The 24,402-nt window shown below is 38.0% G+C and carries 23 protein-coding genes; 5 read left to right on the top strand and 18 right to left on the bottom strand.

Annotated elements, in window-relative coordinates; all coding sequences use genetic code 11:
- The first annotated feature begins 13 nt into the window (after positions 1 to 13).
- From Q0064_RS07595 to Q0064_RS07580, 4 genes are all read left to right on the top strand, one after another.
- A complete protein-coding gene (locus Q0064_RS07595; protein WP_298146652.1) occupies positions 14 to 4,537 on the top strand; it encodes a translocation/assembly module TamB domain-containing protein in 4,524 nt (1,507 codons plus the stop codon).
- A 125-nt stretch (positions 4,538 to 4,662) separates the two neighbouring features.
- The gene (gene pfkA / locus Q0064_RS07590; protein ID WP_298146649.1) at positions 4,663 to 5,649 is read left to right on the top strand and encodes a 6-phosphofructokinase; all 987 of its coding nucleotides are present in this window, start codon (positions 4,663 to 4,665) and stop codon (positions 5,647 to 5,649) included.
- 31 nt (positions 5,650 to 5,680) lie between these two features.
- Positions 5,681 to 6,682, top strand: a complete 1,002-nt coding sequence (gene gap, locus Q0064_RS07585) for a type I glyceraldehyde-3-phosphate dehydrogenase (protein ID WP_298146647.1) — start codon at positions 5,681 to 5,683, stop codon at positions 6,680 to 6,682.
- A gap of 167 nt (positions 6,683 to 6,849) precedes the next feature.
- Positions 6,850 to 7,701, top strand: a complete 852-nt coding sequence (locus Q0064_RS07580; RefSeq protein ID WP_298146644.1) for a BadF/BadG/BcrA/BcrD ATPase family protein — start codon at positions 6,850 to 6,852, stop codon at positions 7,699 to 7,701.
- Positions 7,702 to 7,788: 87 nt separating this feature from the next.
- Here Q0064_RS07580 and Q0064_RS07575 read toward each other — a convergent pair whose 3' ends face one another.
- Positions 7,789 to 8,973: a cytochrome c peroxidase gene (locus Q0064_RS07575; RefSeq protein ID WP_298146640.1), complete on the bottom strand. Its 1,185-nt coding sequence runs from the start codon at positions 8,971 to 8,973 to the stop codon at positions 7,789 to 7,791.
- 456 nt (positions 8,974 to 9,429) lie between these two features.
- Here Q0064_RS07575 and Q0064_RS07570 point away from each other — a divergent pair, with 456 nt between their 5' ends.
- Complete coding sequence (locus tag Q0064_RS07570; protein ID WP_298146638.1) at positions 9,430 to 9,882, top strand: hypothetical protein; 453 nt, start codon at positions 9,430 to 9,432, stop codon at positions 9,880 to 9,882.
- 484 nt (positions 9,883 to 10,366) lie between these two features.
- On the opposite strand, the gene Q0064_RS07565 is transcribed toward Q0064_RS07570, so the two are convergent.
- The 17 genes from Q0064_RS07565 to Q0064_RS07485 all read right to left on the bottom strand — a co-directional run bounded on the left by Q0064_RS07565 (position 10,367) and on the right by Q0064_RS07485 (position 24,399).
- Positions 10,367 to 10,669: a nucleotidyltransferase domain-containing protein gene (locus Q0064_RS07565; RefSeq protein ID WP_298146635.1), complete on the bottom strand. Its 303-nt coding sequence runs from the start codon at positions 10,667 to 10,669 to the stop codon at positions 10,367 to 10,369.
- Between the two features lie 68 nt (positions 10,670 to 10,737).
- The gene (locus Q0064_RS07560) at positions 10,738 to 10,956 is read right to left on the bottom strand and encodes a hypothetical protein (protein WP_298146633.1); all 219 of its coding nucleotides are present in this window, start codon (positions 10,954 to 10,956) and stop codon (positions 10,738 to 10,740) included.
- Between the two features lie 208 nt (positions 10,957 to 11,164).
- Positions 11,165 to 11,998: an oxidoreductase gene (locus Q0064_RS07555; RefSeq protein ID WP_298146630.1), complete on the bottom strand. Its 834-nt coding sequence runs from the start codon at positions 11,996 to 11,998 to the stop codon at positions 11,165 to 11,167.
- 2 nt (positions 11,999 to 12,000) lie between these two features.
- Positions 12,001 to 12,543 carry a YceI family protein gene (locus Q0064_RS07550; protein ID WP_298146628.1) on the bottom strand — a complete coding sequence of 181 codons (543 nt, stop codon included), beginning with the start codon at positions 12,541 to 12,543 and terminating at the stop codon, positions 12,001 to 12,003.
- A gap of 70 nt (positions 12,544 to 12,613) precedes the next feature.
- Positions 12,614 to 13,510, bottom strand: coding sequence for an AraC family transcriptional regulator (locus Q0064_RS07545; RefSeq protein WP_298146625.1), 897 nt, complete (start codon positions 13,508 to 13,510; stop codon positions 12,614 to 12,616).
- 539 nt (positions 13,511 to 14,049) lie between these two features.
- Entirely contained in the window at positions 14,050 to 14,370 is a 321-nt protein-coding gene (locus tag Q0064_RS07540) for a hypothetical protein (protein ID WP_298146623.1), read from the bottom strand.
- Positions 14,371 to 14,573: 203 nt separating this feature from the next.
- Positions 14,574 to 15,116 carry a hypothetical protein gene (locus tag Q0064_RS07535; RefSeq protein ID WP_298146620.1) on the bottom strand — a complete coding sequence of 181 codons (543 nt, stop codon included), beginning with the start codon at positions 15,114 to 15,116 and terminating at the stop codon, positions 14,574 to 14,576.
- 155 nt (positions 15,117 to 15,271) lie between these two features.
- Entirely contained in the window at positions 15,272 to 15,898 is a 627-nt protein-coding gene (locus Q0064_RS07530; RefSeq protein WP_298146617.1) for a hypothetical protein, read from the bottom strand.
- A gap of 147 nt (positions 15,899 to 16,045) precedes the next feature.
- Complete coding sequence (locus tag Q0064_RS07525) at positions 16,046 to 16,639, bottom strand: hypothetical protein (protein ID WP_298146613.1); 594 nt, start codon at positions 16,637 to 16,639, stop codon at positions 16,046 to 16,048.
- Positions 16,640 to 16,798: 159 nt separating this feature from the next.
- Positions 16,799 to 17,428 (bottom strand): hypothetical protein, encoded by a 630-nt coding sequence (locus Q0064_RS07520; RefSeq protein ID WP_298146610.1) that lies wholly within the window; start codon positions 17,426 to 17,428, stop codon positions 16,799 to 16,801.
- A 165-nt stretch (positions 17,429 to 17,593) separates the two neighbouring features.
- Positions 17,594 to 18,772: a UvrD-helicase domain-containing protein gene (locus Q0064_RS07515; RefSeq protein ID WP_298146607.1), complete on the bottom strand. Its 1,179-nt coding sequence runs from the start codon at positions 18,770 to 18,772 to the stop codon at positions 17,594 to 17,596.
- Positions 18,753 to 20,396: an AAA family ATPase gene (locus tag Q0064_RS07510; protein ID WP_298146604.1), complete on the bottom strand. Its 1,644-nt coding sequence runs from the start codon at positions 20,394 to 20,396 to the stop codon at positions 18,753 to 18,755. The genes Q0064_RS07515 and Q0064_RS07510 overlap by 20 nt, the downstream gene beginning before the upstream one ends.
- 492 nt (positions 20,397 to 20,888) lie before the next feature.
- Positions 20,889 to 21,284, bottom strand: a complete 396-nt coding sequence (locus tag Q0064_RS07505) for a DUF1801 domain-containing protein (protein WP_298146601.1) — start codon at positions 21,282 to 21,284, stop codon at positions 20,889 to 20,891.
- A 2-nt stretch (positions 21,285 to 21,286) separates the two neighbouring features.
- Positions 21,287 to 21,814 (bottom strand): hypothetical protein, encoded by a 528-nt coding sequence (locus tag Q0064_RS07500; protein ID WP_298146598.1) that lies wholly within the window; start codon positions 21,812 to 21,814, stop codon positions 21,287 to 21,289.
- A 9-nt stretch (positions 21,815 to 21,823) separates the two neighbouring features.
- Positions 21,824 to 22,906: a YARHG domain-containing protein gene (locus Q0064_RS07495; protein WP_298146595.1), complete on the bottom strand. Its 1,083-nt coding sequence runs from the start codon at positions 22,904 to 22,906 to the stop codon at positions 21,824 to 21,826.
- Between the two features lie 147 nt (positions 22,907 to 23,053).
- Positions 23,054 to 23,482 (bottom strand): YHS domain-containing (seleno)protein, encoded by a 429-nt coding sequence (locus Q0064_RS07490; RefSeq protein ID WP_298146593.1) that lies wholly within the window; start codon positions 23,480 to 23,482, stop codon positions 23,054 to 23,056.
- 17 nt (positions 23,483 to 23,499) lie between these two features.
- Positions 23,500 to 24,399, bottom strand: a complete 900-nt coding sequence (locus Q0064_RS07485; protein WP_298146590.1) for a hypothetical protein — start codon at positions 24,397 to 24,399, stop codon at positions 23,500 to 23,502.
- Positions 24,400 to 24,402: the final 3 nt, after the last annotated feature.

Below are 24,402 nucleotides of genomic sequence, written 5' to 3'. Positions count from 1 at the left end.
AGCAGACAGATTTTTGGAAGAAAAAAAGAAAATATCTCAATTTAAACGAGCCAAGCGAATTGTAGCACGGGTATTAGTAGCTCTGTTTTTACTGTTGCTAACACTCGGAATTGTGCTGTCTTTACCTGTAGTTCAAACAAAAATTGGTGCGTTGGTAACCGAACGCCTCAACAAAGATTTTAGTACCGATATTTCGGTTGAACAAGTCGCTATAACCGTCTTTGGAAGTGTCAAGTTAAAAACGGTGCTCATTCGAGATCATCATAAAGATACCTTGATTTTCGCCAACCGAATACAAACCGATATCCTCAGCGCACGCGAACTCTACGACGGAAATCTCATTTTTGGCGATATCCGAATCAACGCACTAAAATTCTTCATCAAAACCTACAAAGGCGAGAAAAAATCGAATTTAGACGTATTCGTGGATCGCTTTGAAACCGGCAAACCTTCGAAATCTAAATTTCTGCTTCAAGCTAAAAATGCGTACATACAGCGTGGCCGCTTTCGAGTTGTCGATGCAAACCGCAATGTAACGGATGTCGATTTCACTAAACTAGAAGCATCGATTAGTAACTTTCAGATTTACGGCCCGGATGTGCAAACAAAAATCAATCAGCTTTCATTTAAAGACAGCCGAGGCATTACTGTTGAAGATCTTCGTGGCTATCTCAAATACGGAAAAACTCAAATTAAATTAAGCGATTTCAAACTCTTAACAAGCCATTCTGAACTGGCTGGAAATGCCTCGCTTGATTTTAAACCCGGCGAATTTGCCGACTTTGAAAATAAGGTTGTCTTGAGCCTTCCAAAACTTCGCGGTTCGGTATCGGGGAAAGACATCAAGTGCTTTTATTCGGATTTAGCTGCAGACAATCAGTTTGAATTGCGAACCGATTTTAAAGGAACGCTCAACAATTTCACGCTAAAAAATACCTATTTACGAGATTCTCGAAAAACGCTACTCAGCGGTAATTTAGCGTTGCTTAATAGTTTTGGTGATGAAAATCAGAAGTTTTTTATGACGGCTGATCTCAAAAACTTTACTTCGGATTACGCCAGCTTGTGCGCTTTGATTCCGAATGTGATTGGAAAAAGCCTGCCCAAAGAAGTAGCGCGATTAGGATTGATTCAACTGAAAGGAAAAATCGGGTTGAGTCGAAAAAATTTGGATACGAATTTTGGAATGAATGCCACTGCCGGAAAACTCGCTGGAAAGCTCAAAATTAATGGCATAGACGATTTCCAAAACGCAACTTACAAAGGAACCTTACTGTTCGAACAATTTAAACTCGGGAAATTTATCGGGCAATCCGACATTGGATTATTATCGATGACCGCGGAAGTCGACGGTTCGGGCTTTAACTCAAAAAACGTTAATACCAGCATCAAAGGAAAAATAAGCAACTTCGGATACAACCGTTATAATTATCGGAATATCGTTGTCGACGGCGAGCTGAAAAGTCCGTTATACCGCGGTAGTATTATCGCTAATGATCCGAATTTGTATATGGATTTTGACGGTGCAATCGATTTGAGCAAACGCACGCCTAAATACGATTTCCATGCTTTAATCGACTTCGCTAATTTGCGAAAACTGCGATTTACAACCGATTCGATTGCTGTTTTTAAAGGCGATATTAAAGGTAGTTTCACCGGAACAACACTCGATAACGCTATCGGAGAAATCGTGGTAAATCAAACATCGTATCAAAACCAAAACGACACGTACTTGTTTGATGCATTTACACTCAGCTCCTCGGTTGATGCGGATGGCGTGAAAACCATCGAAATGAATTCTCCGGAGATCATTGCGGGAAAAGTGAGCGGGAGATTCCGTTTTCAAGACGTGGTTCCGATGGTTCAAAACGCTGTAGGAAGTTTGTACACCAATTACAAACCGTTTAAAGTGAAGCCCGGACAGTATTTGAAATTCAATCTGAGTATTTACAATAAAATCGTCGAGATTTTCTATCCCGAAATAAAACTCGCCACCAATACCTTTCTCCGCGGAAGCATCAACAGCGATAACAACGATTTCAAATTCAATTTCACTTCGCCAAATGTGGTTATTAACAACAATGAACTCGAGCAAATTCGGGTCATTGTCGACAATAAAAACCCGCTTTACAACGCATTTATTGAACTCGATTCGATAAAAACTAAGTATTATAAAATATCCGATTTTAACTTAATTAACGTCACATCAAAAGATACGATGCGTGTGCGAACCGAATTTAAAGGAGGCAAACAAGCGCAGGATTATTACAACTTAAACTTCTTCCATACCATCGATAAAGACAACAATAACGTGGTGGGAATCAAAAAATCGGAGTTGCATTTTAAAGACTATTTGTGGTTTTTAAACGAAAGCGACAACGAAGAAAACAAAGTTATTTTCGACAAGAAATTGAGTTCGTTCGATATCCGAAAACTGTCGATGACGCATGAAAATCAGCGTATGGATTTAGTCGGAATTGTAAAAGATTCGACCTATAAGGATTTGAATTTGTCGTTTGAAGAAGTGAACTTGGGTAAGATTATTCCAACTGTAGACAGCTTGAACATTAACGGACGTTTGAATGGCGCAGTGAATATCAAACAAAACAAACAAATTTTTGAACCAACGGCTTCTATTAGCATCGCCGATTTAGAAGTAAACAAGGAAAAACTCGGCCAGTTAAACGTGGATATTGAAGGCGATAATACCTTCAAAAAGTTTAACATCGATGCGTCTTTAGAAAACGAAAATGTTGAAGCTTTTAATGCCGAAGGCTATCTCGCTTTTGAAAACGACCAAACTTTGATGGATGTTGACTTGCGTTTGAATTCTTTCAACCTCGCAGCTTTTAGTCCGTTGGGAGGCGACGTGATCTCCAACATTCGCGGCAAGCTTTCGGGCACTGCAAACGTGCGTGGTGTGGTTAATAAACCCGAAGTGAACGGCCGTTTGTTTTTGGAAAACGCCGGATTTAAGATTCCGTACCTAAACACCGACTACAACTTCCGAGAAAACAGCTTTATCGATCTTGCCGACGGTCGTTTTCTTTTCCAAAACAACACCTTAATAGATACGAAGTATAAAACGGAAGGTCGATTAAACGGAGAAATCCGCCACAAATATTTCACAGATTGGCGAATGGATTTGCGAATAAACGCCAATAAATTGCTCGTTCTTGACACCAAAGACAGCGACGATGCGGCATACTACGGAACCGCATTCATAAATGGTTCGGCAAGTATTGTTGGGGCAACCGACGCCTTGCAAATCGATGTGAATGCGAAATCGGAACCCGGAACGCAAATTAAAATTCCGATCAACAACGCCGAAGGAACAGGAAGTAACAACTTTATGCACTTCCTAACCGAAAAAGAAAAGTACAACTTACAAAAGGGAATCACCGGCGAAGTGAGCCGTTACAAAGGCTTAGAATTAAACTTCGACTTAAACATTACACCCGACGCCGAAATTGAAGTGATTCTAGATCGAGATACCGGCCACGGCATGCGTGCTAAAGGAAACGGAATTTTACTACTGGAAATCAATACTATTGGTAAGTTCCGAATGACGGGCGACTACCAAGTAACTGAAGGTTCGTACAATTTTAAATACCGCGGTATTATCGACAAGCGATTTGAACTGAAGAAATTTAGTTCGATATCTTGGGAAGGCGATCCGATGCGTGCCCGTTTAAATTTGGAAGCGGTTTACACGGCACAAGCCAATCCAGCAGTTTTGTTGGACAATCCGTCGGTAAATCGACGTGTTCCTGTAAACGTAGGTATCATTATTACGGGTAATTTAAGTAGTCCGGAACCCGATTTTTCGATTACCTTCCCTACCGTATCTTCGGTTTTGCGTTCGGAAATCGAAACCCGACTAAGCGACCGTGATACCCGACAAACGCAGGCACTTACCTTGCTTTCAACCGGTGGATTCTTATCTCCAGACGGCGTAACGCAAAGTGCGCTCACCCAAAACCTATTCGAAACGGCAACGGGTATTTTCGACAACTTATTCCAAAATTCAGATGATAAAGTAAAGGTAGGTCTGGATATCGTTTCAGCCGAACGAACGCCGGGGCAGCAAACCGATGGCAGTATCGGATTTAATATCTCGACGCAAATCAACGATCGGATCACCGTGAACGGAAAAGTTGGTGTGCCTATTGGCGGCATCAACGAATCGGCTTTGGTCGGAAATGTAGAAGTTCAATACCGCGTGAACGAAGACGGAACCATGAATTTGCGCTTCTTTAACCGCGAAAACGATATTAATTATCTAGGAGAGGGTATTGGATACACCCAAGGAATTGGTGTGACTTACGAAGTGAATTTCGACACATTTAAAGAATTCATCAATAAAATATTCAAAAAGAAACTGTTAGATCGCGAACGAACTACAGATTACCTCCACGATTCGGATATTGAAACACCCGATTACCTCAATTTTAACGACGGAACCGACGATAATTCGAATTCCGACAGCAAAAAAGAACGCCCAAAAGGCGAAGCCATCCCATCAAAAGAAGATTAAAAGCGGCAATCTAAAAAAACTTATTAACGAAAACGTTTGAATTGCAAAAGCTTTGCTAAATTACTGAATTTAGCGTGTTTGTAGCGGTCGAACTTTGCTAATTTAGCATTTTTAAAGACCTAAAAATGTCAAATCAAATACGTAAGATTGGTGTTTTAACTTCCGGTGGCGACAGTCCAGGCATGAATGCCGCTATTCGTTCAGTAGTCAGAACCTGTGCTTACCACAATATTGAATGTATCGGAATTTACCGCGGGTACCAGGGAATGATTGAGGGCGACTTCAAAGAAATGGGGCCACGTTCCGTAAACAACATCGTTAATAAAGGAGGAACGATTCTTAAATCGGCGCGCTCAAAAGAATTCATGACCTCAGAAGGTCGTAAAAAAGCACACGAAAATCTCGTAAAAGCAGGTGTCGATGCACTTGTTGTTATCGGTGGCGACGGCAGTTTCACCGGTGCCGAAGTTTTTAACGCCGAATTCGGTTTCCCAGTAATGGGAATTCCAGGAACAATCGACAACGATATTTACGGAACCAGCCACACACTGGGCTACGATACCGCACTAAATACCGTAGTTGAAGCCATCGATAAAATTCGCGATACCGCATCTTCGCACAACCGACTTTTCTTCGTAGAAGTTATGGGTCGTGATGCCGGACATATTGCACTTAACGCCGGAATTGGCGCCGGAGCAGAAGAAATTTTGATTCCTGAAGAAGATCTCGGACTCGAACGTTTGCTCGATTCGCTAAAGAAAAGTAAGGCTTCCGGGAAATCATCGAGTATTGTCGTGATTGCCGAAGGCGATAAAATCGGAAAAAATGTTTTCGAACTTAAAGATTATGTAGAAGAGAATTTACCCGAATACGACGTGCGCGTTTCGGTACTCGGACACATGCAACGCGGCGGCGCTCCTTCGTGCTACGACCGTGTTTTGGCTAGTCGGTTAGGTGTGAAAGCCGTAGAATCGCTACTCGAAGGAAAATCCAACTTCATGGTAGGAATCCTAAACGATACAGTAGCACTCACGCCACTAGAACAAGCCATAAAAGGACATACGGAAATCGACCGCGAACTCCTCCGCGTAAGCGATATTATGTCGACTTAAAACAAACCATCATTTAAATTAATAACAGACTATGTCAAAAGTGAAATTGGGAATTAACGGATTTGGCCGTATTGGTCGAATTGTTTTTAGAGAAGCTTATAAAAGAGATAACGTAGAAGTAGTAGCCATCAACGATTTATTAGATGTAGATCACTTGGCGTACTTATTGAAATACGATTCAGTTCACGGACGTTTCGAAGGAAATGTAGAAGTGAAAGACGGTAAATTGTATGTAGATGGTCGTAACATTCGCGTAACCGCAGAGAAAGATCCTTCAATCTTGAAATGGGACGAAGTGGGCGCTGAAATCGTTGCCGAATCTACCGGAATTTTTACCACTTTAGAAACCGCTCAAGCACACATTCGCGGCGGTGCTAAAAAAGTAGTAATCTCTGCTCCTTCTGCCGATGCACCGATGTTTGTAATGGGCGTAAACCACACCAAAGCCACAGCTGCCGATACCATTGTTTCGAACGCTTCGTGTACCACAAACTGCTTGGCTCCTTTGGCAAAAGTTTTGAACGATCATTTCGGAATCGTAGAAGGTTTAATGACAACCGTTCACGCCACAACAGCTACACAACTTACTGTAGACGGACCTTCAAGAAAAGATTTCCGCGGCGGACGTGCAGCTTTGCTTAACATCATTCCGGCTTCAACCGGTGCCGCAAAAGCCGTTGGAAAAGTAATTCCAGAATTGAACGGAAAATTAACCGGTATGTCGATGCGTGTTCCAAACGCCGACGTTTCTGTAGTCGATTTAACCGTGAAATTAGCGAAAGAAACCAGCTACGACGATATCATGGCGGTTTTGAAAACAGAATCTGAAACAAACTACAAAGGAATTTTAGGCTATACCGAAGACGACGTGGTTTCGCAAGATTTTATCGGAGATTCAAGAACATCAATCGTCGATGCAAAAGCAGGTATTGGCTTAAACAGCACCTTCTTTAAAATTGTATCTTGGTACGACAATGAGTACGGGTATTCAAGCAAATTAATCGACTTGGCAGTACACATTTCAAAATTATAAATCACGAATTTGAAAACCGGCGCTTGTTTCTGCGTCGGTTTTTTTATTTTTAGAAGCTATTTCCTGCTTTTCGCTGCAATTTGTGCTGTGGCTTAAACGCCACCACAGCAAAAGATTTCCGCTTCAATCAGGGCTAGGGCACCAAAACCAAAAGCTAACAAAACCATATGAAATTACTTGTAGATAGCGGTTCAACCAAAGCAGATTGGATTGCCATTGACGACAACGGCAAGGTTCTTTTCACCACGCAATCGCTCGGACTCAATCCGGAAGTGCTTACCAAAGAAGAAGTTGTTGAACGTTTGAACGATCGTTTCGACATCTCACACAACAAAAACAACGTCACGCATTTGTATTTCTACGGTGCCGGTTGCGGTACCGAACGTATGAAAAACTATCTCGCCGACGTTTTTACCAAATATTTTCCAAAAGCGTACATCAGTGTTCAGGAAGATACCTACGCTGCCGTGTACGCTACGACTCCCAAAGGCGAAAAAGCAGTGGTTTGCATCCTCGGAACCGGCAGTAATTGCAGCTATTTCGACGGAAACGTGTTGCATCAAAAAGTACAATCGTTAGGTTATATTGCCATGGACGATTGCAGCGGAAACCGTTTCGGAAGGTATCTGCTTCGCGGGTATTTCTTCAATAAAATGCCGTCGTTACTCGCAAAGGAGTTCGAAAAAGAGTACAATGTGGATCCCGATTTCATCAAACACAATTTGTACAAAGAACCAAACCCGAACGCGTATTTGGCAACTTTCGCGAAGTTTTTAATCAAACACAAAGACAGCGATTTTTGCCAGGAATTGATTCATGCAGAGATGGAAAAATTCGTAGAGTTTTACATTTTGCAGTACGAAGAAGCAAAACAATATCCGATACACTTCATTGGTTCGATCGCTTTTTACCTCCGCGACGAACTGGAAGCAACCTTAAACAAACACGGCCTAAAATTGGGTAACGTACTGCGTCGCCCCATCGACGGACTCATCCAATACCATTCGTTAAATAAATAACGAAACATAAAATTAGTAAAAATGCCAGATGGAAATGTCTGGCATTTTTTATTTGAAGTAACGGTCTTTTTTAAAACGATGAGTCCCTTAATCCAAAAACGGATCAGACCATTTGCGATCTACGTAAACATTTGTTCCGGAGAGCGTTCTCAAGAAAGCTATTACCGCATTAACTTCAGGAGCGGTTAAATGTAATTGCTGACTAAATCCGTTGGGTCGTAACCGTGGATCTAAATTAGTGTTGCCGGGCGCCAAATTTATGGTTCCGTAATGACCAATTGCAGCTTGCAACGTTGTGATAACACCTGTGTGCATCATGGGTCCGTTTGTCTCGCCATTTACTTTAACTAAATCTCGGAGTGAAGGTGCACGTGTGTTGGCAATATCAATTCCAAGTCCGCTAATGTTACCAATGATGCCGTTATTGCGCGAATTCGGATCGATATCAAATTCAGGAGCAGCATGACAGCCCGCACAACCTAATCCGCCGGCGGTTCTGTTTCCTGTGGCATCAAAAACCGGTGGTGCTAAAAACAAATTCTTTCCTTGATTTTCCTGTGGCGTAAAATTCGTAAACGGTTGACCATCGTTGGCGGCTAGAGCTCTGCCTGCATCGTACTTTGAATCAAACGATTGAATGCTTTTTATGAATTGCGCTAATGCTAATTGAATTTTGTTCTCGGTAATTTCTTCGGAACCATACACAAATTTAAAAAGCTCCTTGTAGTATCCTATTTCTGATAGCTTGGTAATTAAACCCGAGAAAGGTTCGTCGCCATCCGTTCCGCTGAAACCCATTTCACCGTGATCTTTGATTGGCATGGTGGTTTGCGTTTCTAAATTTACAGCACGTTCGTTCCAAAAAAACTTTGCTTCGTTGGCAAAACGGTTGTTAACCAATCGCATGGAGTGTCGGCCTGTATTGCCATTTACGCCCGAACTCGACACGGCAAGATCGCTAAAAGCGTTGGCTTGTTGGTGGCAACTCGAGCACGAAATGGTGTTGTTAGAAGATAGATTTTTGTCGTAAAACAATACTCTACCCAGCGTGGCGCCTTTATCGGTAATGGTATTCGTTCCCACATTACTTTTAGTGATGTAAGGCGGCACCGTTTGATTGGCGTAATTGGCAAGATTAGTTAAATCGACGTTGCTTCCAAAAGCAGCTTCGACATTCGGGTACATTCCTACAGGAACATACTCGTTGTTTTCATCGCTTCCACACGAAAATGCGGCAGCCAGGAACAATAAGGCAATGGTTTTTTTAAACATACGGGTTGGTTAAGGGTTACTGGTTTTGTTTTTGGTTGTTTTGGATCTGCAAAGAATACTATTTCGTAAAATGCCAAACAGCGACTTAACGCCAACTGAAAACTACAGCACTACGACTCATTATCTGTGAGCATCTTAAAATAAGACTGGCATTTTTCAAAAAGGTTTAATGGTATCTTTTTGCGTTTGAAAAGCCTTGTATTTGAAGCGATTGTGTTTCGTTAAATTTGGTGAGTTTGAGGAATACCCACACTTGCGACAGTATTTTCGCTGTTATGTTTTGCGCTAAAGCCTGCCTTATTAAATGAGTATTTTGTGAAATTGGATTTCTTAGTGAAAATCGGGTGTTTGGGAAAAGCGAATACGTTTTAAGTAACTTGGGCAATATGCCTTAAAGTCGGGAGGGTTTGTGGAGCGTGGGGTTTTCATTACATTTGAAGTAATCATTATAATGTTATGAAAGTTAAAAGTCTACTAAGTTTATTTTTATTAATAGCTAGTAATAATGTTTCGACAGCTCAAGCAAAAGCAGTTAGTCTGAAACATAGAGAATATACTAACGTATCTTTAAATACAAATCTTAGTGCAGAGATAGGAGAAAAGCTAATAGAAAGCGGCATTGAGTACTTTCAAGATGCTTATCGAATAACAAACATTCCAAAGAATTTCAGCATAACGCTTTTAGAATTTCCTTACAAGGTTGGAGATATACTCTATTTAGGAATGAAATATAAGAGTAGAGAATTTTATTACGACGAATCTAAGATAATTACTTATAGTAGCATGCCAAGTTATACAATTGGTATTTCAAAAGATACTATTAAAGGAACTTACGTTCCTTATGCAAAATCAGTTAATGGATTTAAGGAAAAACATATAGAGGGATTTGCAGCAGAACCAACAACTTAAGTTGAACAAGATTGTAATAAATGCATTAAAAGAGAATTTGTTTTTAATGGAAAAGTTGGTAACGCTTTAAAATTTGTTTACCGAGAATATATTGGAAATATGGCACGACCTGCATATTCTCAAGATTTACAATATGATTTATCAGAAGGAAATATTGTTGGTATAAAAGGACTTCGCCTAGAAGTTATAAAAGTTACAAACACGAATATTGAATATAAGATTTTAAACTCCTTCCATAACTAATGTAAATCCTCGTGCTCTGCTAATTCTCACGACTTTGAGAAGAATTTCTAGCTAAGAATGAAATTGTGCTACCATCCTTAGCGCGAAAACGTGCGTAATTAAACGAGTATTCTTTGAAACTGGATTTCTTTGTGAAAATCGGGTGTTTGGGAAAAGCGAATACGTTTTAAGTAACTTCGGCAATATGCCTTAAAGTCGGGAGGGTTTGTGGAGTGGGATGTCTAACAACCAAACCTGAATTTTAATATCCATAAATTTTCACTTTGGTCTTGTCAAGCTCTCGTCTGAAAAGACTGTTTTTGATCGCTCTTTCTTCGAGCAAATCAACTTGTCGTTTAAAAATGTCTTCTAGTTTTGACTTGAGGTTGAAGTAAATATCTGTGTATTTAAACGGGTCTTTCTCGTCGATGTCAACAACAAGGTCAATGTCTGATGTGTCGTTAAAGTCGTCCCTTGTCACTGAGCCAAAAGCAAATAAGGTCTTTACTTTGTTTGTTTTACAAAGTTCCTGAATCTGGTCTATTTTAGGTTGCTCAATTTTCATAAGTCAAAAATAACCTTTTTCAGGACAGTTCGCCAAAACATTTTTGGGCGTAACGTTTTTTGAATTACCTAAGTTGCAGATTTAAAAGCACATACTTTCAAAATAGCACAAAAATTCATTTGAAAACCACATGCTAAATTTGGAATTTCACCCGCCATTGAGCCAAACGGCTGTGCTTGTTTCGAACAAGGCGCATGCGGGCACAACCGATAGCAAGCGTTTAAAAATACACATAAATCTTTATAACCGATAGCTATCGGTTTTGCTGTATTTTTTGGAAATCTCACTTCCACCTATTTGAAAAACGCCTTTCCCGTAGCAAAAAGAAGCTTTTTCTAGCCTTTAAATTTTAGCGTTTCGGGAAAGCAAAGGGCAATATGAATGCCTTAAAACCGCTTTTTGTAGGTTGGTTTTTGGAATGATTTTGAGAAATTGGGTGTTGGGGTAAAGTTGTGGAATAGCTAAAGTTGTTACCTGCTGGGATTTCTTTTTTACCTATAAATAAACCACACTTTCGGCAACAGTTTTAAAGTCGTTTAAGTCTTTCGTTACGCAATCTAACTTTGCTGTTAAAGATGCAATTGCAATTTTCCCTAACGGTAATCTTAAAGGTGGGTTTTCTAAATTTGTAATATCAAAAATTGCTTTTGAGGCTTTCGTTGGGTCGCCTTCTTGTTTGCCGTCAACTCCTTTTATTCGTTGTCTAAAAACTCCTGCTGTTTCGTTGTAGTCATCAATTTTTTTTTCTGCTTGACGGAAATTGTCACCTGCAAAGTTTGTTCTAAATGGTCCAGGTTCGACTATGGTCAGTTTAATTCCCAATGGTGCAATTTCCTGTGCCAAGGATTCGCTAAATCCTTCTACTGCAAATTTACTTGCATTGTAAATTCCAAAACCCTGAAATGCTTTGAAGCCACCGTGAGAAGAAATTTGAATAATATGTCCGCTTTTTTGTTCGCGAAAAATGGGTAAAGCCATTTGAGTAACTTGTAAAGCTCCAAAGAAATTGGCTTCAAAAATTTCTCTCGTCTCTTCATTGCTTGTTTCCTCAATTGCTCCCGCAAAACCAAAACCTGCATTGTTAACCAATAAGTCTATTTTACCAAATTTATGTTTGATGGTTTCAAATACTTTTCCAATTTCTTCGGATTTTGTAACGTCCAAAATCAAGCCCAAAGCATCGTCCTTATGTTCATTGTTGAATATGTCGGCTTGTGTTTGATTGCGAAATGTACCTATTACAAAATCGCCTTGGCCAATAACAGTTTGGGCAAGTGCTTTACCCAAACCGCTTGAAATTCCTGTTATAAACCAAATTTTATTTTTCATAGTTATGCTACTTTTAAAAGTTGAACAGGAATACTGATTTTCACTTTATCAGAAACTGCTAAATTTCCCGTACCCAACAAAACATTAAACGAAAGCCCAAAATCTTGTCGGTTGATACTACCCGAAATGAAGAAACCTGCTTTTGTATTGCCAAATGGGTCTTGCGGAACAGTACCTGCATATTCTAAATCAAAAATGACTGGTTTTGTGATGTCACGAATTGTTAAATTACCGTGCATTTTGTATTCGTTTGCAATAGCAGTTTTTTCTAATGTTGTGCTTTCAAATTTCATCTCTGGAAACTTTTCAGCGTTAAAAAAATCGTCTGCTTTTAAGTGTGCATCTCTCTGAGCATCATTGGTGTCTATGCTGTCAATTTGCACAGTTACGTTTACTTGTAAATCAGAAAAGTCTTCTTTTTCTGTTTTAACAGTTCCAGAATAGTTTTTAAAAAAACCATCGGTTTCAGAAATTCCAAAGTGTCTAACGCTAAATCCTACCTTGGTGTGGCTGGGGTCTAAAACCCATTTTTGTTGCTCTTGCATTGTATTTAAATTTAAATTGTTATTTGTCATTATTGACAATGCAAAGATGAGCTAAGATTTAGGGGTGGTGTTAAGACGAAACCTTACTAGTTCGGTATTTTTCGGACATTTCAGTTTTAAAAGCAATCGGTGAAAGGTTCGTTTCTATTTTAAAGGCTTTTGCAAAGTATGAACTGTCTGTATAATTTAGTTCAAAAGCAATTTCCGAAACTGTTTTATCGGTGAAAGTCAAAAGTCGCTTTGCTTCTAAAATGCTTCTTGCTCTAATTACTTCGCTTGCTGTTTTGCCTGTAACTTCTTTGTTTATAAGATTTAAGTGATGTGCCGTTATATGCAATTGACTTGCATAAAATGAAACGGTTTTATTTTCTGTAAAGTGTTTGTCTAACAAATTTTTAAACTGTTTGTAAACTACCAAATACTTTTTTGAAAGTGGTTTCTCTGTGTCAGTGTCTATGCAACGCTGAACTTGTGTCAATAATATATGCAGCAATGATTGTGTAATTGCTTGACTTTTATCGGTTCGTCTTTGTTCGATAATGATTAAGTCAATGGTTTGTTTTATTTCTTCAAAATTTGTTTTTGATAGTTCAATACAAGGATTTGCATAGAAGTTATCTAAGAAACTCAATTCAAAAAGTTTGTCTTTATTATTGTGGTTTAGCAAAAAGAAATCTTCGGTAAACAATATTGTTCCGCCTTGAAGGGGTTTCCATTCTTCAAATTGATGTACCTGATTGGGTGAAATAAAAAACAAACTGTTTGGTAAAACTTCATACTCTTTGTAGTCAATGGTTTGTTTGCTAATTCCTTTTTCAGTCCATAAAATCTCGTAAAAAGTATGCTTATGAATGTCATCCACTTCTGGTTCGTCCATTTCCTCAAACCGCATTATTTCAAATTCTGTTCGGTTCGTTGGTTGGTTTATAAAGTGTCCAATATTATAATGAGCAAAAAGTTCTTTCATTCGAAATATGTCGAAATTGTTGTCTGTCAGTTGAAATTAGCACGGTCGATCTTAGCATTGCAGGTAACTCCCAAAAATACGAAAGTTTTCATCTCAAATATCACTGCGTTATTCGTGAAAACACGCGTAAATACTGGAAAAAACCCTTTTTTTGTTTGCTAAACTTTTGTAAACTTTCGTATTTTAAATCTATTAAGTAGGACACTCGTTTCGTTTATAATCTCACGAATATACACTTTTTCCACTAAACGTTAGTAACGTATTTCCTAGCCCCGAGTGAAGCGGCAGCCCGGAGAAAAAGACGCTTGTTTGAACCGTGCGGCATACGGCGCCACAAGAAGCCGGATGACGAACGTGTGAAAACAGCGTATTTTTTGAGGACTACAGCGAAAAGCGGGAATAGCTACTGAAAATTAAAGCGAAAATGGTGTGGCTTAAAGCCGGAAGACTGCGGAGCGGTGTTTGGGGAAAGCGAATTCGTTTTAAGTAACTTGGGCAATATGCCTTAAGGTCGGGTGCGTTTATGGAGCGTCGTGCATTTATTTCCAATTTTCATCTGCAAACTTTAGAATAAGTATTGTCAGCATAACATGTATTATAAATAATGATATTATGGTTCTTTTTTTATTTGAAGTTTTGTCTATAATTATTCCATAAGCTGGAAATTGAAAAACAGCAAGTATTAAATTTATCACTGTTAACTTCATCATCCAAATACAAGTAAAAGTTGCCGTTGGAAAAAGAACAAAAATTGGAAAAAAATAACCGTGTCCATTTCCACCAAGAAGTATTGATATAAATAAAAAGATTGGAGTTAGTATCAACATCTTTCTAGTTACTTCGTAATTCTCAATACTCATTTTTAATTTGTATTTTAAGGTTTAGGTTTCCGCATCCCGCCTAACGTTTGCATATTTTCGACGGCCGGGCTTTTCAGTACAAAAGTTTGTTCGGAGAACTGAACTTTCGGCTACCATAAAACTGTCAAGCGGAGACGAAACCATGCCTATTGCAAATGCGTGGTTAGCGGGCGTGCTTCGCCAAAGTTATCATCTTCCATATTTTATTTTTGAAATTCGTTTTTTAAGTCGTTGTTTAATTGCTCGAAAAATGATTTGCCCCAAAGAAAACGGTCTTTGTCCCGAAGTGATAAATTTTGAGGCTCAAATTTTTTTACACTGTCTATATAGTCCTTGTAGCCTAACCACAGATTTTCAAAATTGGTGATGTTGTTTAGCCCTTTGAAATTAGTCAAGGTGTCGCAAACCCTAACATCATAAATTGTGAAGTTGTCTGGATACAGCAACGATAAAATTGCTGAACTCATTGGAAGTCGGAACTTATAGTCGTCAATGAGAACTTTAAGTTTTTGTTTGTCGTCAGTTGCGGTGAAAATTTTGCTCGTCAAGTACTTAACGCTTTGTTCTAAGTCTGGATTGTAATTTAAAAGTCGTTGTGCGATTTTTGTTTTTGCTCTGTTTGCTTTCCAAATCACAATACAGAAAAAGTCAAACGCTGTCAAATGTCCATCACGGTCAAAGTTGTCCCGAACGTCTGTCAGAACGTAATTTTCAAGGTCGTAATATTTAATGTAATCTGTCGTCATATTATTGCCGATAACCTTTTTTCACTTTGCGAAGATAGGCGTTTTTACCACTAGACTTCATTAGATGCACAAAGCTTGAATTAAGCACTTCACTTTCATAGAAGCACGAAACCCCCGCTTTTGCAAAACGGCTGTTGTGCGTTCGTTTTTCTTCTCTAGTCTTCAAGGTCATCTTCGTTAATGTCAAGTTCCACTGCTCCTAATTCTGTTAATATTTTGTCCAAATTTAATAATCTGTCCCAAAGTAAATTTTCATTTTCAAGGTCTTGTTCTGTTAGATTTATGAGTTGTCCAACTAACAAGTCTTCTCTGAAATTGTGCTCCTTTTTTAGTATTTCTTTCAATTCTTCGTTGTCTGTGAAGTCTATTAACGGTATGATTTCAACTTTAAATTTCTTTAGGTCAGGGTCAATGATATTTAGTCGGTAGTAGTATTTGTCAATTTTACCTAAAAGGAATGTTTCAAGTTCGCTTACTATGCTTCCTAAACCGTCAAGTCGTCCATAGAAGTCAAGTTTTTTAAAAGCTGGTTTGTCAAATATCCTTTTCCTGTCAACGAGGTTATTGTAATTATGAAGCACAGAAGCAACTACCACTATAAATGAAAAACCAAAAGCATAAAGTGTCGAGTCTGGAATTCTTTGAATAATTGGTTGTAAAGTCCAACCGTTACTAATTATTGTCGGCAAGAAAGTGAACGGAAAAACAAGTAAAAACAAGATTGTCAGTCCACGTAAAAGTGTCTGTCTTTCGGCAATTATTATGTTTAGCAGGTCTTTCATTAAAATGACGCACAACGTTTTGGCGACTGGCGCAGTGGCGGATTTCGGAGTACATAACTGTCAATACACCACAAAAGTTGATGCGAGGTAGAGTGTTCAATTAACCAGGTCAACCGCCATTGAGCCAAACGCCTGTTATGCGGTCGTTTATTTTGTTCGACCAGTTTTTTCATTTATAACATCAAGGATTTTCTGTAATTCTTTGAGTCTTTGAACAGAATATGTCAAATATCCAGCGATAAATGCACACGTCATAGAAGTGAAAATTTCAATAATTGCTACATCTGAGTATATTTTATTGTCAACTTCTTTGCCTTCTTTTTTATAAATTTTATCTACTACTTTTTTCAAGTATTCAATATCCTTTTCATCAATTTTAACCTTGAGATTGTGTGAAAACTTGTTACGTATTCTATTAAGAATTTCAATGCCCTTAATTATACCTTCTTCTTTTAATGCCTGATTATCTTCAATCAATTTTAATTTTTGACTGAATGTTAAGCGCAGTTTGTCTAAATTTAGTCTGCTGCTAATTTCTAATTCAATAAACACTGTTAAATAGTGTTCAATAATTAAGTGGCAACTTAAGACGCGTCCAAGAATTTCAAAGTTTACACCTTCAACTTTGTTCCATTTCAAATCCAACTCTCTAAAGGAGTCAGCGAATAGTGCTGGAAGGCTCTCATTGGTAAAAATATTTTCAACTCTGTCCTCTCCGGTGTTGTTATCTTTTTTATTCATTTCAAAGGTCATTTAAATGACGTGTAACGTTTTCGGGATTGACGAAGGTGGCGATTTTCACCACAATTGTTGATGCGGAGCACCAAACTTTGATTAACCACAAATGTGTCTGCGGAGTACTGAACCGCCACTTTTGCCAAACCCGTGTTACAGCCAGTTTTATATGATTGATAGGATTCCAAATATGACTGTTAGTATTAATCCAATGACAGCAAGTGGAATTGACCACTTATTCAAACTCTCGATTTTCTTTTGTTGTTCGTGTCTCGTGATTATCACACTACTTAGTTCATTTATCTTCCTATTTATTGATTCTTTGTCTCCAGCTTTGTTGTAAGTACTGATGTCATTAATTATGTTCCTTTCAGTGTCAGGTAAATCTGTAAATGGTGTTGTCGTTTCATTTCTTTTAATGAATTCAGTGATTTTCGACTTAATTTGAATTGTCTGTTCTACACTAAAATCTTTCCCAACTTCCTTGTTCACCAACTTTGCTAAAATCTCTCTAAGCCATCTGTTCAAGTCTTGCTTATTTGTCAAATCTTCCGTGCTCAAATTTGTTATTCCAGAATAAATATTTAGCAAGTCTTCCGAATTCTCAATTGTATTTTCGGATATGCCTTTAATGAAAGTCTCGATGAAGGTGTTCTTTCGTTGTGCCTTTCGCTCTCTAATACTTTTTAATAGGTATGTTGCAGCAAACGCATACACAACAGTAAAGACCACAGTGAAGATGGAGATAAATTGTTCCTTGTTAAAAATCAATTCGAAGAAGTTATTGCTGTCCATTTATGTTGTTGTTTGTTAAAAATTGCCTGTAACATTTTGCCGCTTTGCGAATGCGGGGATTTTAAGCACTAAACTTCATTAGATGCACAAAGCTTAAATTTAGTACTTCACTGTCATAGAAGCACGAAACCCCTGCTTTTGCAAAAAGGCTGTTGGCGGCTGCTGTTATTTTTCTGTCTCATAGTTTGATATTCCGGGTATAGTCAATTTAGTTTTACAGACGAAAGCTACACTATGTCGTGCTCTTGTAATAGCAACATAAAGTTTAGAACGACTTGTTTCTTTTAATTCAGACTTATTGTCTTTTAGCCATTCAATAAAAGGGCTTGTCGGGTATATTAAAACTCTTTCAAATGATAATCCTTTTGCTTCACCAAAATTCATAACTCTGTAATTTTTGTTCACGGTTGTCTTTTTATTTTCACGAAGTTGCATTGGTTCGTATTTTTTGAGATACTCATCAACGTCCGCTTCTTTAATTAAAAACACCCCACTGTGTTCTGTTATTTCATTATTACCTGAAGTTGTCGCCTGAAAATTGGGGAATAACTTATTTGATAGCTCACAAATCTTCTCATTACATCTATAATTAACTAATAATGAAGTATCGTCTTTTATTAAGTTGTCAATTTTGTCGGTGAAAAAGTTTACAATATTCGCTTTCTTAAATTGCTTGTTTTTGGGGGCACTATTTGTTGAATATGTTCCTTGTCTTGGGTCTCCTACTAATTGAATGGAAGAAGGGCAATCAAAGAATAGTTTTAAAAGCTCTAAATCATAACCTGCTAAATCTTGTATCTCGTCAATGAAGATGTGAGAATAAATTCTTGAAATTCTGTCTATTACACTTCCATCAGATACTTCGTTGCAACGAAATACAAATTTTGAAAGTTTGTCGGAATAGATTTTAAGGCCTTTGGTAAAATAATGTTGTTCAAATTCCTTATCCTCCCCAAAGAAGATAGGTTCTTTACATTTATAACAATCTGCTTTAACAACACTTTCAGCCTTACATTCTTTGCAAGGTTTTCTATATGCTTTTAAACCTGATTGACTATTTACTAGAATCAGTCCATTTATCTTCTTCTCAAATAAAACACCTTGATATGGCCTAACCCCGTGTTGTAGCAAAAAAGAAAACCAAGTTTGAACGATTACGTTTTGAGGAATGCATATGTTTTTTTCGACTATTTTTTTTCTTATTTCTGCTTCATTTGCTTGTGTATATGTGGTAATAAGAATTTTACCCTCCTTTTGCTTTAGGGCTTCTTCCACCAAGTAAGTCGTTTTTCCCGAACCTGCGGCAGCAATGGTTAGTTTATTGTTAATCTTCTTTAATTGCATCTAAAATGTAGTCAGGAAAATTTATTGAATTATCTGTGTCAAATATTCTTAAAGCACATTCGGTTTTATTTGATTTCATATACTTTAATAAATCTTCATCATTCTGATAGTTTGTTTCAAAAATATTATTCAATACATCACGGCTATTTACTTTCAGTAATTTTGGCTCTAGGGTGTTGTAATTGAAATCTTGCATATCGCCCGCATCAACACTTGAATCAAAACAAATTTTGATGTTATGTTTGGCATTTTCACCTAAGTAGTTTTTATACTTTTTCTTAACCGCTTCAATATTTCCGTCATTGTCAGTAACAACAGCAACTTTTGACCCGATTTTTTCTGCTATTTCTAAAAACCTTAAAAATGAAGTTCCAACAGAAATAATATCAATTCTATATTCTATAGGTAGTTTATTGTCGTTATTAAGCATATATGCTTTTTGAACAACTAATTCGTCTGAGTCACCCTCTACTAGAATTGCTTTCTTGCATAAAATTAATCGTAATGTGTCATAACCTGACAGTTTTTCAAAAAACTTGTAAGTGTCAACCGATAGTTCATTCAGTTTAACCGTTTTCTTGTCGTTCAACAAAATCAAGTGTTCAAGTCCCAATTTGTTTGCTACAAAACTGCTGTGAGTAGAAATCAAAATTTGTTTATCTCCGCTGTCACTTTTTATATCTCTGATTAATTGGTTGAGTTTGGAATGAGATAAGTGATTTTCAGGCTCTTCTAGTAAGATGATATTCGCTTCTTTTGCTTTTTTGTGACCTAACGCCAATTTGGTTTTTACCAAACACTGCTCTCCTTTACCGATATAATGAAAGGGTACATCTTCAAGGTATGTCATTAGGCTGCTTTCCCAAGCATTTTTTGAAGATAACTCAACAGAAAGTTCAACTTTTTTATCTGAAATATTTGAAGCATATTTTATCTTTTCATTTATCTTTTTTATTGCTTCTTCACCCATAAAAGTTTCTTTCATTCTTCTGTGGGCTTGTGATATTTCAACAATTTCGTTTGATTCTAAAAACTCCTTCACAATTCGGGAAATGTAAATATTAGAGCCATTTTGCAATTTGTTACTTGAAGAATCAATTAGAGCTGATTTTATAGGAATTGTTCTTGTTGTAATGCTTTCATCACGAGCAAAACTACTCCACGAAACATTGTAATACTCAATAGGTAGTGTTTTTATGCCCCCCAATTTTACCAAATCCTCATATTCTGTCCTGTAGTTTAGTTCATCAAATTCAACTTTAAACGAGAATCCGCAAACCTTTTGCCCTTTCTCACCTAAACTTCCATTTCCCTCAAATTCTGCGGTTTCTTCACCTTCGATAAATATTTCTATCAGTATTCTGGGCAATTCTGCTGGTTTACCTTCTTCTAAGCTTTGAATATAGTCAGCAACAATGTCCTTGTTAAATACATATTGCGTTAGTTCATTCTTAAGATATTTGCCGTTATGCAAACCTGTCAAAGCAAGATGTATTGCTTCAATTATTGTTGACTTACCCGCTTCATTATCGCCTACAAGAATGTTTAAACCTTTGTTTAAAGTGAGTTCAAATGAACCTTTATAGGTTTTAAAATTCTCTATGTGGACCTTAGTAATGTTCATTTGTTATTTCAATGTCTTGGTTAAATTCACTTTTTTTTCGTCTTCGAAGTTGCTTTTTAGTGGTCGTTCTTACAGTTGCCGCCAACTTGACAATTGACGAAGTTAATGCACCTTTTTCAATTTTCAAAAACGATGATAAACTATTTAATTACAGCGCTTTGCGTTTAAAAAGTTTTGCGTATTTTTAAGATGTTAAATTGTACAATTGTTTCGCCTTTTGTCACTTACGAATATACACTTTTTCCACCAAACGTTAGTAACGTATTTCCTAGCCCCGAATGGAGCGGCAGCCCGGAGAAAAAGACGCTTGTTTGAACCGTGCGGCATACGGCGCCACAAGAAGCCGGATGACGCACGTGTGAAAACAGCGTATTTTTTGAGGACTACAGCGAAAAGCGGGAATAGCTTCTGAAAATTAAAGCGAAAATGGTGTGGCTAAGGATAAGTAGTCGTTGCCGAGCGTTGGGAACTTACAACATAAAAAGCAGCTCACTACTTTCGATCAATGTTAAACTGATCATCAACTAAAATCGCTTCGTACAACAGTTGTCGAACCCATTCGGGATCAATTTCGGAAACCGATTTAAAAACGATACGTTCAACTTTAGAATCGGCATTTACATCGGTTTTCAACAAAGCATTACCAGCTACAAATCCTAATGCAACACCTTCTTTGATATTTCCGCAAGGCACCGATGCCGGCCAAATAAACGCTATTCTGCGATTCCGATAGTAAAACGGAACGTTATACGCGAGTCGTTCCTGCACATCTGGAACGGTTTCTACGATTAATTCGCGAAGTAATTCAACTATTTCCCATTCGCCGGAAGGCAAACTTTTTAAAAAATCGGCTACCGATTTGAATTTTATTTTTTGTGGGTTTGCCAAAACTATACGTTCTTTTTCTTCATAATTATTTGATAAAGAATTCCCAACACTGCACCTATTGGCGCACCTGCATAGCCATAACTGTGTATACTGCCCACTAAAGTAAAATTAATCGGATCTTGGATGTTGTACGGAAAGCAGCACGACTTATACGTTTCGGTATCAAACCATCCGACGACGTAGCCCAAAACTCCAGAAAGAATTGTAACTATAAAAGTAATGTAAATAGAACGCATCACGAACCGAAACATCGTTTTATAATCGCTGTGAATTAATCCTAATATACTCAAGAATGCGCCGAGAATAAGTCCCATCCACCAAGTGGCTAAAATGCCAATCCATGCCGTTGTTAATCGCGGTGATTGCATGCCCAAATCTGAAAAACCAAACTGATCAAATTTAAAAACGGTAAAATATTCGATAGCAATTGAATACGTAATTTGATCGTGTAAAGCACCGTAAATCGCAGCCAATAATACAGCCAGCAAAGTACACGCGAAACAAACGGCAATTTTCTTGATCATGCTCATTAAATACTATTATTCGTTGCCTAGTTTGTTAATCCATGCTTTTTCGATCTCGGAAAGTGCGTTAAAATCTGGGATAAAATTGGGATCGGGAATATACCAAACAAACTTCTTGTAAAATGTAGCTAATTCCTGATTTTTAAACACATAACCTCGTCTGGCATAAGGCAAATTTCTATAAATTCTTCGTTCCAAAGGTGTTTTTGGAGTAGGCGGAAATTCATGAATCCGATACGAAAATGATAAAAAGCTATTTTCCGTAAATCCATATCGTTTTTCACTACTTAAAAACAAATCACCTTGAATTTTGAAATTGGTTTTCTGAAACTGTAATGTGCCATTTTGCATGTAAAAATTAACTGCTGGCTGATTTTCAGATGCTGTCGTGTTTTCAAATCGTCCAATTCCGTTTAAAATCCATTCATCGGCACGATCAAAGAAGGTTTTATTCAGTGTAAAAGCTTCGAATGCTCCCATGTCAATTATCAAGGTAAAATCGTCGATTTGTTTATTCGCCCAGCGTTTTGCTGCCGTGAGTATGTAACTAAACGAATAAAGATATTCAACCGAATTTGAAAGATCAACTGTATAAGTATGCTTTATAATATTTAAGCCATTTTTTAAAAATGCATCGAAATGATACACGTAAATAAAATCAAACTCGCCTTCATTTACTTGATTTTTAATTGTTTGAAAGTCCATGCTTTTTCCTAACGAATCTTCGTTCAGCGGATTTTCACGAGGCAAATAAGAAACATCGTATCCTAAAATGGCAGAATTCAACTCTACAGTAAAATTATGCATGTAAGGATGACGTTTGGATTCATTAATCTTTGTAGCATCTCCTTGCGGTGCGAAAGCTTCAAATCCTACTTTTAGATTTTTCCCTTGGCCAGGATTGTAGAACTCGTAATACACTGTGACTTCCATTTGCAAGTTATTACGCTTTTTCAAGGTTAGAATTTCTTTCTTAACGCTTATACTTGATTCATTTATCGGAACTAAATGATTGCCGCTTCCGAAATAAGCACCATCGTTGGCGAACGAAAAAAAAGTCGTAAAAAAAAGTAAAATAGAAGTGGCTGCTTTAGTCATCTGATGAAGGCTAAGTTTAGATAAACTAATGTAGCCAAATATTTTAAAAAATCGATTGATCAAAAATGCGCAAAAACCAAAAAGGGACTACCGCTAACCGATAATCCCCAACCAAACACACATAGAAAATTAACCCTGTTTCTTTGCTTATTTTGCTTTATGCATTTTACTCCAATTTTCGTTGGCTCGCGTTATTCGCACGTCTCGTTCCTTTTGCCATTCCGTGCGAACTTCTGTGTTGTAATTCAAATACAACTTGCCGTCGACAATCGTAAACGCTTCCGGCTGAATGGGTGCTTTATATCCATTCGACATCCCGTAGGCGCAGTATCCGCCGTATTGCGGAATATACTTGCGCGGATTTTCCTCAAATAGTTGCTTGTTCTCAGCCGTGGCAAAATAATACGTAGCGTCTTCAAATTTGGCTTGCAATTGCTTGCTTCCCTTTACTGCTTTACTTAGGGTAAAATACGCCACTGGATCGTGACCTTCGATAGCAACACCATTCTTCTGATTGGTTTGTGCTTGCAAAAACGATGCATATAAAAGCATCATCTTAAAAATGAACTTTCTCATACTTTATTTCTCTAATTTTAAAATGAATATTGGTAACTAACGCCCAGTACAAAACTCCGCGTCAATCCGTCGGGGCGCACATCTCGAACCACAACTGGAGCCGCCACCGACACTTCCAATTGCTGTTTGCGGGTTAACCGATAACTCGCCGCGCCGTTTAAATTTACGGTCAATCCGTCTGAACCTGCAATCGGCACGCGTTCACTAAAAATATTCTCATACGTATCTTCACCCAAGTGATAAATAAACAACACATTTGGTCTAAAACTCAGCTTCCGCGAAGGCGTTTGCCAGGTGTACGTAGCTCTAAAAAGCGCATCGGGTTTCCGCTCGAATAAATTAGTCGACGGAAAATCGGTCGTACCGCTGTATTCACTGAAATACGAATTGCGATTCAAATTCACCACAGGCACTTGTACAGCCAATTGCCAATCGAAACTACCTGTCTTTAAGGTTGTTCCCGCCAAAACATCTATGGTTCCTAAACTCGATTGGTAATCGAGCGGCAACGAATAGCCGTTAATTTTCAGATTCGAAGCGGTAAACGGAAACTTAAATCCCAAAAGTGCGCTCCATTGCTTTTGCTTCGTCGGTTTAAAACGATAGTTTCCGATTAGAAAAGCATCGCCAAATTGCGATCGCGTTCCAAAACTTCCAGTAGCTGTCGAATACGTAACGCGCGCCGTAAACGAAAACTTCGATGAAAAATGCTTCGTGTAAGCTACGTATGGCGACACGTACTTTACATCGGCTTCTCCCAAACTGTAAACCACGGCTGTTTCGATCACATGGCGAACCGAGTCGGTTTCTGTGTCAAAACCCTTATCAATCGAACAAATTCCCGCGTCGCTACAACCTTGGGCAAACAGTGCTTTACTCCCAAAGAACAAAAAGGCAACAAGCATTAACTTTTTCATAGT

The organism is Flavobacterium sp., from assembly GCF_027490375.1.
GTDB lineage: Bacteria > Bacteroidota > Bacteroidia > Flavobacteriales > Flavobacteriaceae > Flavobacterium.
Note: the sequence above shows the minus strand (reverse complement) of the source record. Positions and strands in the feature narration are given on the sequence as shown.